The organism is Pararhizobium sp. (genome assembly GCF_965279435.1).
In the GTDB taxonomy this organism is placed as follows: Bacteria; Pseudomonadota; Alphaproteobacteria; order Rhizobiales; family Rhizobiaceae; genus Pararhizobium.
The window spans coordinates 703100-718763 of the sequence record NZ_CBDIHY010000003.1 but is presented as its reverse complement, the minus strand read 5'-3'; the positions used below and the strand labels follow the sequence as shown (position 1 = coordinate 718763).

12 protein-coding genes are annotated in these 15664 nt (G+C 59.6%); 9 read left to right on the top strand and 3 right to left on the bottom strand.

Annotated features, from left to right (window positions below; genetic code table 11):
• Nucleotides 1-35: 35 nt before the first annotated feature.
• Nucleotides 36-875, bottom strand: coding sequence for an AraC family transcriptional regulator (locus tag ACQY8Q_RS09160; RefSeq protein ID WP_428426304.1), 840 nt, complete (start codon nucleotides 873-875; stop codon nucleotides 36-38).
• Nucleotides 876-972: 97 nt separating this feature from the next.
• Nucleotides 973-1671 carry a TetR/AcrR family transcriptional regulator gene (locus tag ACQY8Q_RS09155; RefSeq protein ID WP_428426303.1) on the bottom strand — a complete coding sequence of 233 codons (699 nt, stop codon included), beginning with the start codon at nucleotides 1669-1671 and terminating at the stop codon, nucleotides 973-975.
• A 128-nt stretch (nucleotides 1672-1799) separates the two neighbouring features.
• On the opposite strand from ACQY8Q_RS09155, the gene ACQY8Q_RS09150 reads away from it, so the two are divergent.
• From ACQY8Q_RS09150 to ACQY8Q_RS09120, 7 genes are all read left to right on the top strand, one after another.
• Entirely contained in the window at nucleotides 1800-3023 is a 1224-nt protein-coding gene (locus tag ACQY8Q_RS09150; protein WP_428426302.1) for an HlyD family secretion protein, read from the top strand.
• Nucleotides 3024-3161: 138 nt separating this feature from the next.
• Nucleotides 3162-4760 carry a DHA2 family efflux MFS transporter permease subunit gene (locus tag ACQY8Q_RS09145; protein ID WP_428426301.1) on the top strand — a complete coding sequence of 533 codons (1599 nt, stop codon included), beginning with the start codon at nucleotides 3162-3164 and terminating at the stop codon, nucleotides 4758-4760.
• An 85-nt stretch (nucleotides 4761-4845) separates the two neighbouring features.
• On the top strand, nucleotides 4846-5979 hold the full coding sequence (locus ACQY8Q_RS09140; protein WP_428426300.1) for a metallophosphoesterase: 1134 nt from the start codon (nucleotides 4846-4848) through the stop codon (nucleotides 5977-5979).
• Between the two features lie 106 nt (nucleotides 5980-6085).
• Nucleotides 6086-7156 (top strand): LacI family DNA-binding transcriptional regulator, encoded by a 1071-nt coding sequence (locus ACQY8Q_RS09135; protein WP_428426299.1) that lies wholly within the window; start codon nucleotides 6086-6088, stop codon nucleotides 7154-7156.
• A 10-nt stretch (nucleotides 7157-7166) separates the two neighbouring features.
• A complete protein-coding gene (xylB, locus tag ACQY8Q_RS09130) occupies nucleotides 7167-8618 on the top strand; it encodes a xylulokinase (protein ID WP_428426298.1) in 1452 nt (483 codons plus the stop codon).
• 37 nt (nucleotides 8619-8655) lie between these two features.
• On the top strand, nucleotides 8656-9963 hold the full coding sequence (xylA, locus tag ACQY8Q_RS09125; RefSeq protein WP_428426297.1) for a xylose isomerase: 1308 nt from the start codon (nucleotides 8656-8658) through the stop codon (nucleotides 9961-9963).
• A 294-nt stretch (nucleotides 9964-10257) separates the two neighbouring features.
• Nucleotides 10258-11772 carry a methyl-accepting chemotaxis protein gene (locus ACQY8Q_RS09120; RefSeq protein WP_428426296.1) on the top strand — a complete coding sequence of 505 codons (1515 nt, stop codon included), beginning with the start codon at nucleotides 10258-10260 and terminating at the stop codon, nucleotides 11770-11772.
• A gap of 35 nt (nucleotides 11773-11807) precedes the next feature.
• On the opposite strand, the gene ACQY8Q_RS09115 is transcribed toward ACQY8Q_RS09120, so the two are convergent.
• On the bottom strand, nucleotides 11808-12839 hold the full coding sequence (locus ACQY8Q_RS09115; protein ID WP_428426295.1) for a LacI family DNA-binding transcriptional regulator: 1032 nt from the start codon (nucleotides 12837-12839) through the stop codon (nucleotides 11808-11810).
• Between the two features lie 165 nt (nucleotides 12840-13004).
• Between ACQY8Q_RS09115 and ACQY8Q_RS09110 the strand changes: the two genes are divergently transcribed.
• On the top strand, nucleotides 13005-14537 hold the full coding sequence (locus ACQY8Q_RS09110) for a sugar ABC transporter ATP-binding protein (protein ID WP_428426294.1): 1533 nt from the start codon (nucleotides 13005-13007) through the stop codon (nucleotides 14535-14537).
• Nucleotides 14538-14583: 46 nt separating this feature from the next.
• A complete protein-coding gene (locus ACQY8Q_RS09105) occupies nucleotides 14584-15612 on the top strand; it encodes an ABC transporter permease (protein WP_060639262.1) in 1029 nt (342 codons plus the stop codon).
• Nucleotides 15613-15664 lie beyond the last annotated feature (52 nt).

Genomic DNA, 15664 nt, shown 5'->3' with positions numbered 1-15664 from the left:
AGCGCTAGTGGGCGCTCAAATGGGCCGCGATACCGTTAACTCTTCACCGGAAGCCAGATTTCTGTCAGCCCCATGCCGGTTCTCGGGTCGAACCGCTCGTCGTAACGCTCCATCAGGTCCGGGAGCCCGGCATGGCTATAGCCGGACGAGGGCAGCCATTCGGTAAAGATCGCAGCGCAGGTTGCCTGGATGCCGGAAATATGGCCGCGATGGGCAAAGATCGCATAGCTCTGGGCGGGAAGCTTCAAGCTGACAAAGCCCTTGGGAAGGTTATCGGTGTCGCGAACCTCTACGGCGGTCATATATTGAAAGCTGCGGTCCTGTCCGTCTTCCTGCGTGCAGATGCCATAGGCAGCATATCCGATCTGGCCAGAAATACTGCCGTCATGCGCGTTGAACTGCTGCCATTGTGAGGGAATGCCGGCATTGGCGCCATAATTGTAGGTCTGCTGCAGGCCCGCCATCAGCATGGCGGGAGTGCTTTCAAATCGCGGTTCGTCCAGTCGTGGGAGGGGTGCGGTGTTCATGCGGATCGGCTCCATAAGATCGAGATCGCCAATATGCCCTCTGTTGCGAACCTCCTCCGGCGTCACGCCGAAATGATCGCGAAAGGCACGGGTGAAGGCTTCATGCGAGCTGTAGCCCGCATCAAGGGCGACTGCGAGAATGCTGGATGCGCCACCGGCGAGGGAAAGTGCGGCGGTGCTTAGGCGCCGTGCCCTGATATAACCACTGATCGAAAAGCCCGTCGTCAGGCCAAAGACACGCGACAGGTGATAGCGGGAAAGCCCCGCTGTCTCCGCAATATCCTCCAATGAAATATCCCGGGCGTAATGGCTTTCGATAAACCAGAGCGCCTTGCCAATTGCATTCATCCAACCTCCCGCAGCAAGCCGAATATGATCTTAGTGCCGATCCGGCCGCTTCACTTGATCGTGGTTGCGCGCTTGCCTGTCGCCGGGCCAACAGCCGTCAGGCCGCTGTGGTCTGCCGTGCTCCGTAGGCGGCCATGAAGACGCGAACGGCGCCGCTGATGACCCGGTCGATTTCCTCCGGCGGCGGCGCGGCTTCCATAGTCCCGAAAAGGCGATACTTGAAGAATCCGCCGCTTGACAGATCGAGAAACTGGCCTGCTGCCAGATCGAGATCGTCGATCTTCAGGCTGCCAATATCGACCTGGTGCTCCAGGAATTCCTGGAGCAGCGTGCGCAGGTTCTCCGGTCCCTTGAAGAAGCGCTGACACAGGTGGGGCATGCGATCGCGCACGCCGAGAACGGTGCGCATCGCGTTGATCACCTTTTCATCGGTCATATGCGTGACGAAGCTGACGCCGAATTTATAAAGGCCGGTTTTGACATCCTCGTGGGTGGCCAGCACTGTGCGAATTGTCGCCAGGAAAAGTGCCCGCTCCCTTTCGATCATCGCCGAAAACAGGTCATCCTTGTTCTGGAAGTAGACGTAGATCGTGCCCTTGGAAACGCCCGCTTCACGGGTGATGTCGTTCATACTGGCGGCGTCGAAACCGACACTCATGAAAACGCGCTTTGCGCCCTCGATAATCTGTTCACGCTTCGCCGGATCCTCACCGGCAGCACGGCGGCCGGAAAGGGCTTCGTTGGGACAATCTAAGGCCCCCGTTGTTTCTGCCAATTTTTCGTTACCTTCGGACATTTTTGTCTCATTGTTAACTTTTCGAACCGAACGGTTCGATTCCACTTGATATGTGAGTGATTTCGCATTAAGTCAATCGAACTGAACGGTTCGGTTCGAATTTCTCACATCACGGCTGGTAGTGCAATATGTCAGTTTCAAACAAGTCCGGTGCTGCCCATGTCCGCCCCGTTGGCGATGATTTCAAGGCGCCCGATGAACAGATCGAGGCTCCCGAAGCCAGGAACGTGACGGAGCCGGCCGCCGAAGAGCAGGTAGCGCCGCAGGTTGCTGCCGTCGCTGAAACGCCCGCCCCGAAGCGTCGCAAGCTCGTGTTTCCAATCATCGTGATCGCCGCGTTGGCAGCCGGTTGCTGGTACGGTTACGAGTGGTGGACCAATGGCCGCTTCATGATCTCGACCGATGACGCCTATATCGAAGGTGATATCGCATCGATCTCGCCAAAAGTTTCCGGCTATATCGAGAAGGTCAATGTCATCGCCAACCAGCACGTCAAGGCTGGCGATCCGCTGATCACGCTCGACAAGGAAGATTACCGCATTGCTGCCGATCAGGCGCAGGCGCAGATCGATACGGAAAAACTGTCGCTGCAGCGTTTCGATGCGCAGATCGCTGGCGCCAAGGCCAGCGTGCAGCAGGCAGAAGCGCAGAAAACCGCCCTTGAGGCGACCGTCCGGGGTGCCGAAACCACGTTCAAGCGTGCAAGCGACCTCCAGTCAAAGGCAGTCGGTACGGTCGCCTCGCTCGATGATGCCACCGTGGCACTCGATCAGGCCAAGGCAAACCTCATTGGCGGTGATGCACAGATCGCCACTGCAAACGCCAACATCGCCGTGCTGGTTGCCCAGCGCGCCGAGGCCGAAAGCACGATCCGGTCGCTGGAACTCGCCCGTGACAAGGCGCAGCGCGACCTGGGCTTCACCGTCCTGAAGGCGCCTTATGATGGTGTGATCGGCAATCTGGCCGTTCAGGATGGCGACCTCGTGTCCGCTGGCCAGCGTCTGGCTGCTCTGGTGCCGACCGATCAGCTTTATATCGACGCCAATTTCAAGGAAACGCAGATCGCCCACATGGTTCCGGGTTCGAAGGTCAACATCCACGTGGATGCTTTCGACGAGGCGCCGATCGTCGGTACCGTGCAGTCGATTTCGCCAGCCTCCGGTTCGGTGTTCTCGCTGCTGCCGGCCGAAAACGCCACGGGCAACTTCACCAAGGTGATCCAGCGCGTTCCGGTCCGCATCGTTTTCCCGAAAGAGGTTCTGGACAGTGGCCGCCTTCGCGCCGGCTTGAGCGTGGTTGTCGATGTCGATACCCGCACCGCGCCGAAGCAGGATACCGCTGCGGCCAAGTGATCCGTATGCCGCGCCAATCGGCGCGGCTTTAACGGTTGAGAAGATGTCCCGGGCCGAGGCGCCGGGACCCTGTGATGCACCAGTTTTCATGACCATGATGGCTCCCGCGTTCGTCTGAACGCGGTCACGCCAGGAGCAATGCCGATGGCTGCCACTGCAACAGCGGGTACGATGCCGCTTCCCGCCCAAGCGGAAGAGAAGATGGATCCGAAACGGCTGATCGCGTTTTTCGCGATGGTCTTCGGCATGTTCATGTCGATCCTCGATATTCAGATCGTCTCGGCCTCGCTGGCCGAAATCCAGGCCGGCCTGTCGGCCGGTTCCGATGAAGTTGCCTGGGTGCAGACCGCTTATCTGATTGCCGAAGTCATCATGATCCCGCTGTCCGGCACTTTGGCCCGCATTGTCTCGACACGTGTGCTGTTTTCAGTGTCGGCTGCAGGCTTCACGATCGCCAGCGCCCTTGCGGCGACAGCCACCAATATTGACCAGATGATCGTCTACCGCGTGCTGCAGGGTTTTATCGGCGGCGGCATGATCCCGTCGGTGTTTGCAGCCGCCTTCACGATCTTTCCGCCGTCCAAGCGTAGCATCGTCTCGCCGATCATCGGCCTTGTTGCGACGCTGGCGCCAACCATCGGCCCGACCGTTGGCGGCTATCTCAGCCACGCCTTTTCCTGGCACTGGCTGTTCCTCGTCAACATCATTCCGGGCATCATCGTCACCATCGTGACCTGGAATTTCATCGATTTCGACAAGCCCGAATGGGGTCTTTTCAAGAAGTTTGACTGGTGGGGCCTGTTGTCGATGGCGGTCTTCCTCGGCGCGCTGGAATATGTGCTGGAAGAAGGCAACAAGAATGACTGGTTCAGCGACGAATACATCTTCATCGGTGCGGTCGCGTCGGCGATCGGTGCTGCAGTCTTCTTTTACCGGGCGTTCAAGGTCGAATTTCCGATCGTGGATTTAAGGGCCTTCTCCAATAGAAACTTTGCCTTCGGCTCGCTGTTCTCCTTCGTCATGGGTATCGGGCTCTACGGTCTCACCTATATCTATCCGCTCTATCTTGGACGGATTCGCGGCTACGATTCGCTGATGATCGGCGAGACGATGTTCGTCTCGGGTCTGGCGATGTTCTGTACCGCGCCGATTGCGGGCAGGCTTTCCACCAAGGTCGATCCACGCGTGATGATGGCGATCGGCTTTGGCAGCTTTGCGGCCGGTACCTGGCTGATGAGTTCGCTCACGGCCGACTGGGATTTCTATGAGCTTCTGCTGCCGCAGATTCTGCGCGGCTTCGGATTGATGATGTGTATGGTGCCGATCAACAATGTCGCGCTCGGGACGTTGTCCCCCGCCCGTATTCGTGGCGCGTCCGGCCTGTTCAACCTGACGCGTAACCTTGGTGGTGCCGTTGGTCTGGCCGCGATCAACACCATTCTGACGCAGCGCCAGGAAGAGCACTACGCCCGCCTGCAGGAACATGTGCAATGGGGTAACCCTGAAGCCATGGACCAGCTGAACAACATGATCGCCAAGTACAATTCACACGGTCTCGACGGCGCAACCATTGCCATTCAGAAGCTGTCGGGGATGGTGACCCAGCAGGCGATGGTCATGTCGTTCATCGATGTGTTCCTGATCCTCACCGGGCTGTTTGGCGCCCTGGTCTTCTGCGCGTTCCTGATCCAGAAACCGCAACCTGTGCCAACGGGCGCCGGCGGTGGTGGACACTAGCCGTTAAGGCCGCTGCATATCCGATCTGTACGCCGCGGCTTTCATCCGCCACAATGCCCTGAAGGCAAACTTCAGGGCATTGTGCATGACTGGTCATCCGTTTCCTCTGCTTCCCCGGCGGTCTTTCCTCGCCAATCTTCTCAGTCTCGGCGTCGTCTCATCGGTTGGTCCGGCGCTTGCCGCGACGGCCACAAAGGCGGCGTGGCCTCCGATCGACGCGACATTTCTGTTCACGGCGGATGTTCACACCTGCCTCATTTCCGGCGGCGTGCTCAGCCCCAATTGCGCCCAGGAGGGCAAGACCGATGCCAATCTTCTGCGGCATGTGGCGGCTCTGAACCGCATCGCGGAGTTTGACTGGCCAACGCAGATCGGCGGTGTAGCGACTGGGCTTGCTGGAGCCGGTCAGAAAATTGCCAAGCCGCTCGGCCTCGTTATCGGTGGAGACATGACCGATGATGGCGGCGGGCAGGTGAAGGTTCCGGGCGAGGGCCACCAGTTGCTGCAATTCTCCAGCCGCTATCAGGAAGGTACCGGTCCGGACCGGGTGCATTTCCCGGTCTATAACGGGCTTGGCAATCACGATCTCGATCAGGACGGAGTGCTGCCGCATATCGACTGGTACCGCCGCGAACTGCGGGATTATGTCGAGCTCAATCATCGCCCGACGGTGTTCTACAAGCCGCCGGTGGCGGTCGCCAATTACGATATCGATTCCGACAATTATTCCTGGGACTGGGGCGGGCTGCACCTGGTGCAGTTGCAGCGCTTTGGCGGCGATACCAACAAGGGTGCGATCAGCGGTCTGGACTGGCTGAAGCAGGATCTTGCCAATTCGGCAGCCGACGGCCGGCCGGTCATCCTGTTCCAGCACTATGGCTGGGATCCTTTCTCGCTGGAAAAATGGGATCCGGCCAAGATGACCTTCGATGACGAGGGCTCCGGCCACGCCCACTGGTGGGGCGACGACGAGCGCGCTGCCTTGCTGGCAGCCTTGAAAGGTTACAACGTCGTGGGCCTGTTCCACGGCCACGAACACGATACGCCGATGATCTACAACCAGGATGGCCTCGATCTGTTCAAGCCAATCGCCACCTTCAAGGGTGGTTTTGCCGTCGTCCATATCACCAATCACTATATGGACGTGGTCCTTGCGCAGGCGCAGGGAACAGATGGCAATGTGAATTTTCTCAAGGCTTTCACCAAGCGATTTTCCTGATTCCTAACGGTGGCGAGCGCACGAAAACCCGCTCCATTGAACTCGGTGCCAATTTTCTGATTTACGTACATCAAATTTTCCTCTAAGTCTTTTTTCCGGAGGAAACATGCGCCCGACAGTTCACGATATTGCCGCTGCGGCAGAGGTCAGCCTTGCGACCGTCGACCGCGTTTTGAACCAGCGCGCCGGGGTCCGCACCGTCACGCGTGAAAAGGTCGAGCAGGCGATCGAGCGTATCGGTTATGTCCGCGACGTCGCGGCCGCCAACCTTGCCAAGAGCCGCGTCTATCCCTTCGTTTTCATTTTGCCCTCCGGCGATAACTCCTTCATGCGCGGTCTTGAGGCTCAGGTACGTGCCGCGATTGGCCGTTCCGCTGTCGAGCGTACCGACATTGCCATCGTCACTGTCCCTGCGTTCAACGCCGAAGCCTTGGTTGCGGCGCTGGATGCGGCGCGTGCTGCATCTCCGGCCGGTGTCGCGGTCGTTGCAATCGATTCCCCCGATGTCGTGGCCGCCGTCGATCGCCTTGCGGTCGAGCGTATCCCTGTCGTGACGCTGGTTTCAGATCTCACCGGTTCCGCCCGCGATCATTTCGCCGGCGTCGACAACATTGCTGCGGGCCGCACGGCAGCGAGCCTGATGGGGCGTTTTCTCGGCGGACGTTCCGGGCCGGTGGCGGTACTGGCCGGTTCGATGCTGGTGCGCGACCATCGCGAACGTCTCGACGGCTTTCGCGCCGTGATGACGGAGAATTTCGGCGCGCATGTTCTGTTGCCTGTCATCGAAGGACAGGACGATCCTGCCTTGGTTGAGACGCTTGTCGGTCAAGCGCTTGCGGCATCGCCGGAAATCGCCGGTATCTACAGTTTGGGGGCTGGTAATCGCGGCCTGATCGCTGCCTTGAAGCGGCGAAAGAATACAGTCCCGGTCTGTGTCATTGCGCATGAGTTGACGCAGCACACGCGGGCAGCATTGAACGGCGGATTGATCGATGTGGTTCTTAATCAGGACGCCGGGCATGAGGTGCGCAGTGCCATTCGCGTGCTGAAAGCCAAGGCCGATGGCGTTGCCGTCATCGGCGCGCAGGAGCGTATCCGCCTCGACATTTTCCTCAAGGATAACCTGCCCTTCGAGCAGGACAGCAACCAACTGCCCGAACAGGGCAGGCAAGACTAGGGAGATCATCATGTATCTTGGTATCGACCTCGGCACGTCCGGGGTGAAGGCATTGCTGATCGACGGCGGCCAGCGGGTCATCGGCTCCGCATCCGGTGCCATGGATGTGTCGCGGCCGCATCCGGGCTGGTCGGAACAGGACCCGGCCCACTGGATCCGCGCGACGGAAGAAGCAATTGCCGGACTGAAAGCGGCCCATCCCAAGGAGTTGGCGGCCGTCAAGGGCATCGGGCTCTCCGGTCATATGCACGGCGCGACGCTTCTGGATGACAATGACAAGGTGCTGCGTCCCTGCATTCTCTGGAACGATACGCGCAGCCACAAACAGGCCTTGGCGCTCGACGCCGATCCGCAGTTCCGGGCGCTGACCGGCAATATCGTCTTTCCGGGGTTCACCGCGCCGAAACTTGCCTGGGTGGCGGAAAACGAACCCGATATTTTCGAGAAGGTCGATTGGGTCCTGCTACCCAAGGATTATCTGCGCCTGTGGCTGACCGGCGAGCATATTTCCGAAATGTCGGATTCGGCTGGCACGTCCTGGCTCGATACCGGCAAGCGCGCCTGGTCGGAAAGCCTGCTCGATGCGACGGGGCTGACAGAAAGCCATATGCCGTCGTTGATCGAAGGTACGGAGCAAGGCGGCACGCTGAAAGCCGATCTCGCCGCCAAGTGGGGCATGGGCACGGGCGTCATCGTTGCCGGTGGGGCAGGGGACAATGCGGCATCGGCCTGCGGCATGGGTACCGTCGGCGAAGGTCATGCCTTCGTCTCGCTCGGAACGTCCGGCGTACTGTTTGCCGCCAATGCCAGCTACCTGCCCAATCCGGCCAGTGCCGTGCATGCGTTCTGCCACGCGCTGCCCAACACCTGGCACCAGATGGGCGTCATCCTGTCAGCCACCGATGCGCTCAACTGGCATTCGGAGATCACCGGCAAAAGCGCTGCAGACCTCACCGCTGAGCTTGGCGACAGCCTCAACGCACCGTCCGGCGTCACTTTCCTGCCGTATCTCTCGGGCGAACGCACGCCCTATAATGACGCTGCCATCCGCGGTGTCTTTGCCGGGCTTGCCCATGAAAGCAGCCGCGTGGTTCTGACTCAAGCCGTGCTTGAAGGCGTGTCCTTCGCGCTTCGTGATAGCCTTGAGGCCCTGCGCGTTGCCGGCACCACGCTTTCCCGCGTGACGGCCATCGGCGGCGGCTCACGCTCGCGCTACTGGCTGAAGTCGATCGCGACGGCGCTCAACCTGCCGGTTGATGTGCCTGCCGATGGCGACTTTGGCGCTGCATTCGGCGCCGCCCGCCTGGGTCTCGTTGCCGCAACAAAGGCCGATCCGCTCACCGTCTTCACCGCCCCGGCAACAGCTGAAACCATCGAGCCTGATGCAGCTTTGCACGGCGCTTATGCCGATGCCTATCAACGGTATCGCCGCCTCTATCCGGCGATCCGGGCCGCCTACTGATTTCAATCAGCATTTCGAACACCAAGAGGAAACACCCATGAGCACAGGTTTTTTCGGCGATATCGCCAAGATCAAATATGAAGGCCCCGACAGCACCAATCCGCTGGCCTTCCGTCATTACAACCCCGATGAAATCGTCATGGGCAAGCGGATGGAAGATCACCTGCGTTTTGCGGTTGCCTATTGGCACACCTTCGTCTGGCCGGGCGGCGACCCCTTCGGTGGTCAGACGTTCGAGCGCCCGTGGTTCGAAGACAGCATGCAGGCTGCCAAGTTGAAGGCCGATGTCGCCTTCGAGTTCTTCACGCTGCTCGGCACACCCTTCTATTGCTTCCACGACGCGGACGTGCGCCCGGAAGGCAAGAATTTTGCCGAGAACACCAGGAACCTCAACGAAATCGTCGATTACTTTGCCAAAAAGCAGTCCGATACCGGCGTCAAGCTGCTCTGGGGTACGGCCAACCTGTTTTCCCACCGTCGCTACATGTCGGGTGCCGCGACTAATCCGGACCCGGACGTCTTTGCCTTTGCTGCGGCAACCGTAAAGACTTGCCTCGATGCGACGCTGAAGCTCGGCGGCGAGAACTACGTCCTGTGGGGCGGCCGCGAGGGCTATGAGACCTTGCTCAATACCAATGTGAAGCAGGAACTCGACCAGCTCGGCCGGTTCGTCAACATGGTCGTCGAGTACAAGCACAAGATTGGCTTCAAGGGCGCCATCCTGATCGAGCCGAAGCCACAGGAGCCGACCAAGCATCAGTACGATTACGACGTCGCGACGGTCTACGGCTTCCTCAAGACCTATGGCCTTGAAAACGAGGTCAAGGTCAACATCGAGCAGGGCCATGCTATCTTGGCCGGCCATTCGTTCGAGCACGAACTGGCGCTGGCCAATGCGTTCGGTATCTTCGGCTCGATCGACATGAACCGCAACGATTACCAGTCCGGCTGGGATACCGACCAGTTCCCCAACAACGTTCCGGAAATGGCGCTGGCCTATTATCAGGTTCTGTCGGGCGGCGGTTTCAAGACCGGCGGCACCAACTTCGATTCGAAGCTGCGCCGCCAGTCGATCGATCCGGCAGACCTCTTGATCGGCCATATCGGCGGCATGGATTGCTGCGCCCGGGGCCTGCGCGCCGCGGCCAAGATGGTCGAGGACAAGGCACTGTCCGGCCCGCTCGACGCGCGCTACGCCGGTTGGCAGTCGGCCGAGGGCCAGAAGCGCTTGACCAGCATGTCGCTGGAAGAGATCGCAGCCTTTGTCGAAAAGACCGACCTCAACCCGCAGCCGAGATCGGGTAAGCAGGAACTGCTGGAAAACGTCGTCAACCGCTACGTCTAAGCGGCTTTGCTCAGCAGGGCGATTGTCAATCAAGGGGCACCGGTGGTGCCCCTTTTTGTGAAATATGGCGACGTTGAAGCTTCAGGAAAGTTCGGTCAGTTTGTCGCAAGTTTGAGAAAAGCGACGGAAAAACAGTATTTTATCGATAGATTTCGCTACGCCATCTGCCTTATCCGCAAGACATTCTTAACTATGCGGACCTAGTTCTGAACGCACGCTTTGAACCATCTGCCGGCATGATGCCGATCGCGCAGCGCGCATGCCTTTCCCCGTTTCGATTTAGGATGCCTCAGCATGTCTGCGCCCATTTCCACGACCAAACACTTGAATGAACGCCTCGATTTCGTCGGGCTTGTTGGCGAAGAGCGTGCTGCCCTCGTGCGGGCAAGGCCGACCATTTCAGCTTCTCTTGATGGCGCGCTCGACAAGTTCTACGCCAAGGCGACGGCGGTTCCGGAAACAGCAAAATTCTTTGCCAGCGATGCGCATGTCAAAAGCGCCAAGACACGGCAGGTTCGGCATTGGGACCAGATCGCCTCCGGCGAGTTCGATGATAAATATGTCGAGGCGGTAACGGCGATCGGCAAGACGCATGCACGCCTTGGGCTGGAGCCGCGCTGGTATATCGGCGGCTACGCGCTGATCATGGAATCGATCATCAAGGCAGTTGTCGAAAAGCACCTTGAAGGCTTCCTCTACAAGAAGAAGGCCAAGGATATCACCCTCGAGGTGACCGCCATCATGAAGGCGGCGTTCGTCGATATGGACTATGCCATCTCGGTCTATCTGGATGCGCTGCAGGAACAGCGGGCCATCGGGGATGCCGAGCGGAAAACACTCTCGGTACAGCAGGACGAAGCCCTGTCGGCGCTCGACCGTTCGCTGACCGGGCTTGCCAATGGCGACCTGACCGCCAAGCTTGGCGCAGCCTTGGCGCCGCAGTTCGATGGCCTGAAAACAAACTTCAACTCGGCTCTCGGCACGCTCGACACCGCGTTGAGCTCCATCGTTCTGGCTGCCGACGAAACGTCCGGCAATGCCGGTGAACTTGTGACGGCGGTCGATGACATGGCTCGCCGTACCGAACAGCAGGCCGCCTCGCTTGAACAGACTGCAGCAGCACTCGAGGAAATCACCACAATTTCCAAGGAAGCGGCCCTGCGAACCGAGGAAGCCCGCCGCGTTGTCGGGCATGCCACCGAGGAAGCGCATAAATCCGGCGAAGTGGTCGAGCAGGCCGTCAGTGCCATGAGCGCGATCGAGGAATCCTCCCGCCGTATCACCCAGATTATCAGCGTCATCGATCAGATTTCGTTCCAGACCAATCTTCTTGCCCTGAATGCCGGGGTGGAAGCCGCGCGTGCCGGTGATGCCGGCAAGGGCTTTGCCGTGGTCGCCCAGGAAGTGCGTGAACTGGCGCAGAAATCCGCCGATGCCGCCAAGGAAATCAAGGGGTTGATCGACAAATCGTTCGAGGACGTGCTGAGGGGCGTTTCGCTGGTCAATCAGACTGGCGATGCGCTGCGGACCATCGGTGAGCAGGTCACCCATATCAACGGCCATATCGATGCCATTGCCGGCTCGGCGCGTGAACAGGCAATCGGCATTACCGAGATCAATACAGCCGTCACCGGCATGGATCACATGACCCAGCAGAATGCCGCGATGGTCGAACAGACCCACGCTGCGACCCATAATCTGATGCGTGTCAGCACGACTTTGAAGGCTCTTGCCGATCAGTTCACAGTGTCAGGTGGACGGCGTGCGCCAGCGCTTGTTCGTCAGCGCAACGAACGCCGCTACGCCTAAGCGGAAACAGATAGCGAAGCGTCAGGCCGAAAGGCTCAGCGCTTCGTCCATTTGAGCGATGGGGCCGCGACAGAGTTGCGGACCACCAGATCGGGGCGGAGCAGGATTTCCGTTTCCGGCGGCTGGCCGTCGGACAAAAGATCCAGTAGCAGCGCCATCGCATGTTTGCCGATCGCGGTTCGTGGCTGGCGGATGGTGGTCAGCGCCGGCGACATGAAGCTTGCCTGCGGCACATCGTCGAAACCCGTCACGGAAAAATCACGCGGAATATCGTAGCCGCGCGCACCAAGGCCGATCATCACGCCAATTGCCGTCTGGTCGTTGACGCACATGAAGGCCGTCGGCAGCGTATCGCGCATGAACAGCTGCTCGACCGCCAGCCGTCCGCTTTCGATTGTGCCATCACCTTCAAAGACAATACGCTGATCGGCGCCGACATGGGCCGCGTCCAGCCCGGCCTCATAGCCCATCCGGCGCCGGCTATAGGCAAGCCGGGTGCGGGAATCGCCGATGAAGGCGATCTTGCGATGGCCCTCGGCGATCAGCAGGTCGATCACCTTGCGGGCGCCTTCGGTATCGTCGACGCCGACATAGGGAATGCCGCCATTGAAGACCGGTTCGAAGACGCCGACGCAGGGGGGCAGTCTTGCGGTCATCGATTGATGGCCGAACGGCAGGATGCCGGTGAACAGGATCAATCCGGCGGCTTGATTGGAATTGAGGAATTTCAGATATTCCAGCCCGCGCTGGGCATCGTTCTGCGTATGGCCGATCAGCACGCCGTAGCCATGCGAGCGCGCCTCGTTCTCCAGGCCGACGAGAATGTTGGAAAAATTCGGGTCGCCAATATCGGGTGCGACCACCAGAATCATGTTGGAGCGGCCGAGCCTGAGGCTGCGCGCCATGGCATTGGTGGTGTAGCCGGTGATGGCAATCGCCTGGCTGACCTTGAGCCGCGTCGAATTGGCGACTTTCTCTGGCATATGGATGGCGCGCGACACGGTCGCGATCGACACTTCCGCGATCCGGGCGACGTCTTCAATGGTTGCCGGCGTGGAATTCGACACTGCGCTCTGCCTTGGTTTTAGTCTCGGCGGGACACTACACAGACTTACCCGGAGGTCAAAGCCTGCGCGAAGAATTTCTCAGTTATGCCCTGATGTAAACCTTTACATAGCCTATGTAAAGGTTTACATAGCTTGAAAGCGGATGGGAGCCGCAGGGAGGATTACATGAGTTCGCAGACCAGCGGCGCCGATGACGGCGCGGTCGTGCTGTCCGCACGGCGCATCAGCAAGTCGTTCAACGGCGTGCAGGTCCTGTTCGGCGTCGACTTCGATCTCCGTGCTGGCGAAATCCATGCTCTGATGGGTGAAAACGGCGCGGGAAAATCCACACTCGTCAAGATCCTGTCCGGTTTTGAGCAGCCGACATCCGGCGAAATCATCCTCGATGGGCACGCAGTCAAGCTGCCGCCGAACGGTGCTGCCGAAGCGCTCGGCATTGTCATCATTCACCAGGAATTCAATCTCGCCGAACATCTGACCGTCACCGAGAGTCTGTTTCTCGGTCGCGAAATAACCCGCTTCGGTGTGCTTGATCGCAAGTTCATGCGGGGTGAAACGCGGCGTGTTCTCGACCTGCTCGGTTCGCATGTCGATGAAAATGCAATGATCAGTTCGCTGTCGATTGCCGACAAGCAGATGGTCGAGATCGCCAAGGCGATCAGCCGCGATGCCCGCGTCGTCTTCATGGATGAGCCAACCGCTGTTCTCTCCCGTGAAGAAACCAACTTTCTGTTCAAGCAGGTGCGCAAGCTGCGCGACCAGGGCACAAGCTTTGTCTTCGTCTCGCACAAACTCGATGAAGTCATGGAGCTGACCGACCGGGTAACGGTGCTTCGCGACGGCCAGTGGATCAAGACTTCGCCGACATCGATCCTCGACGGGGAATCGATTGCCCAGCTGATGGTCGGTCGCGAGCTGTCGAAGCTCTATCCGGCTAAGCGCGAACCGAATGTCGATGAAGAGATCGTGCTCAGCGTCGATGCGCTGTCGACCGGCTACGTCAAGGACGCGACTTTCGAAGTGCGCAAGGGCGAAATCCTCGGGTTTTCCGGGATGATCGGGTCGGGGCGCACTGAGTTGATGGAGGCGATTGCGGGCTTGAGGTCGCGCGCTTCTGGCGAAGTGATCATTCGTGGCGAGACGGTTCCGTCAGGCGATGTGCATGCCGCCAATCGGCAGGGCCTTGCCTATATGACCAAGGATCGCAAGTCGAAGGGGCTTCTGCTCAATTCACGCATGACCGCCAACCTGACGCTGCAGTCCCTCGAAAATCATGGCAAGCTCGGTTATCTCAGCCCCGCCAGCGAGGCACAGGCGCTGGAGCGCGCCCGCCGCCGCTTCGATATCCGGGTACGCGATGGCAATGTCGTGGCCGGCCGCATGTCGGGCGGCAACCAGCAGAAGCTGTTGCTTGCCAAGGTGATGGAAACCGAGCCGGAGATCATCATCATCGACGAGCCCACCCGCGGCATCGATGTCGGCACCAAGCAGCAAATCTATCATTTCATCTCGGCACTGGCGCGTGACGGACGCTCCATCATCGTCGTCTCCTCCGAAATGCCGGAGGTGATCGGCCTTTGCACCCGCGTCGCGGTGATGCGGGAAGGGCGGATTGTCGGCATGCTGGAGGGCGATGAAATCTCCGAACAGGAGATCATGCGCTATGCGGCCGGATTGAAGAAAAAGGCCGCAGCCTGAACTATGCAGGCACAAGCGGCGCACTGAAAAACAAACCCCAGGGATAATGGGACGGGAGGTTGGAGTGGACACGAGCGTGAATGAGGAAACCCGGGACGTGCGGCGCCGGAACTGGCGGGATATCGACCTTCGGGCCGTCGCACCGTTTGCGGCTTTGATACTGCTTCTCATCCTCGGGGCACTCGTCAATCCGAATTTCATCGGATTGAACAACCTCGCCAATGTCGCAACCCGCAGCGCTTTCATCGCCATCATTGCGATTGGCGCGACCTTCGTTATTTCCTCCGGCGATCTTGATCTGTCCGTCGGCGCCATGGTCGCTTTCGTCGCCAGCCTGATGATCCTGTTCATGAACTCCGGCGTCATTGCCGATCCGGCCCTGATGCTGACAGCCGCCGTACTGTTTGCCGTCGTCGCGGGCTCGCTGTGCGGCCTGGCAAACGGCCTGATCACGACGGTTGGCCGGATCGAGCCGTTCATTGCAACGCTCGGCACCATGGGCATCTACCGTGGCCTGACGACATGGCTGTCGCAGGGCGGGGCGATCACGTTGAAGGACCCGGCGTTGCAGGAAATCTACCGCCCTGCCTATTTCGGCTCGATCCTTGGCGTTCCGGTACCGATTGCGGTGATCCTGGCGGTGACCTGCGTGGCGGCCTTCATTCTCTATCGTACTCGGTACGGAAGGCACGTTGTTGCCGTTGGCTCGAACGCCGATGTTGCCCGCTATTCCGGCATTCCGGTCAACCGGGTTCGCACGATCGCCTTCGTCATCCAGGGCCTGTGCGTGGCGATCGCGGTTCTGCTTTATGTGCCGCGCCTTGGCTCAACCTCGGCAACCACCGGCATCCTGTGGGAACTCCAGGCGATCACTGCCGTCGTTGTCGGCGGAACGGCGCTCAAAGGTGGCGCCGGCCGCGTCTGGGGCACGATCTGCGGCGCCTTCATCCTGGAACTTGTCGGCAATATCATGCTGCTTTCCAATTTCATCAGCGAATATCTGATCGGCGCCATCCAGGGCACGATCATCATTGTTGCGATGCTCGTCCAGCGCTCGCTGGTACGGAAATCGTGAAGTACCGGGTTCAGGGGGTCGCCCGGTCTCAAAGACTGCAAGACCCGCATCA